This is a genomic window from bacterium, from assembly GCA_035371905.1.
Classification (GTDB): Bacteria; Ratteibacteria; UBA8468; order B48-G9; family JAFGKM01; genus JAMWDI01.
Window position 1 is genome coordinate 2,123 of the sequence record DAORXQ010000149.1, and the last position, 1,049, is coordinate 3,171.

Consider the following 1,049-nt stretch of genomic DNA (forward strand, 5'->3'; position numbering starts at 1 on the left):
AAATTACAAGTGATTATGTAGGAAAAGAAATTTCAATTGTCGATTTAAAGCAAGTTGCAGACAAAATAACAGAAATTTACTGGAATAAGGGCTATGTTACTTCTTTTGCATACATTCCTGCTCAGAAAGTTGTTGATGGAGTTGTTGAGATAAGGATAATTGAAGGTAAGGTTGGTAAGATAAAGGTAGAAGGTAATAAATATTATACAGATAAATTTATAGAGAACCATTTTAACAATGTAAAAAAAGAAGATGTTTTGAATAATAAATCACTTGAAAGGTCATTACTTATTTTAAACGATTATCCCAAACTAAATGCATATGCAAATCTAACAAAAGGAGAAGGTGAAGGGATGACCGATATAGTAGTTGATGTTGAAGAAAAGTATTATCCATTTAATCTCAATGTTTTCTTAAATAATTACGGCTCAAGATATACAGGCAGGACTCGTTTTGGTTTTAATTTTGACCTTGGGAATTTAACCAGAAATGGAGACATTTTATCTTTAACAGGAGTAGGAAATGTTTTAGACCTTGACTCAATGAATTATTATAAAATCGGATATATTCTCCCACTGGCAGGAACAGGTGCAAAACTTGGATTGAACTGGTCAAATATGAGATATGAAATAGATGAAGAAATTAACCCTCTTGGAGTTGAAGGAAAAGCAAATATTCTTTCATTGAACTTTTCTTATCCTATTGTAAGAAGCAGATTTAAAAACCTTGAATTTTTTACTTCATTAAACTGGAAAGAAATGGAGAATTATTTATTTGAAAGAACATATACTACCTCTTATGATAAATATTCAACTTTAGAAATTGGAGTAAACAGAGACATTCTTTTCTCAAAATCTCATCTTTACTGGACAGCAAAAGCAACTTTTGGACTTGGCGATTTGTTTGGAGGAATGGAGGATGAAGAATATACAAATTCAAGCAGACCTGGACTTGCAGATGGAACATGGACGAAACTTAATCTTGATGTAGTTGATATTTTCCAGATGGGCAAAGTACAATTGATGACAAGATTTGGAGGTCAGTATTCC

Annotated in this window: 1 protein-coding gene; it reads left to right on the plus strand. The window is 31.6% G+C overall.

The annotated features are described in order from the left end of the window. On the plus strand, positions 1-1,049 hold a 1,049-nt coding region (locus tag PKV21_09835; protein HOM27786.1), incomplete at both ends, for a ShlB/FhaC/HecB family hemolysin secretion/activation protein.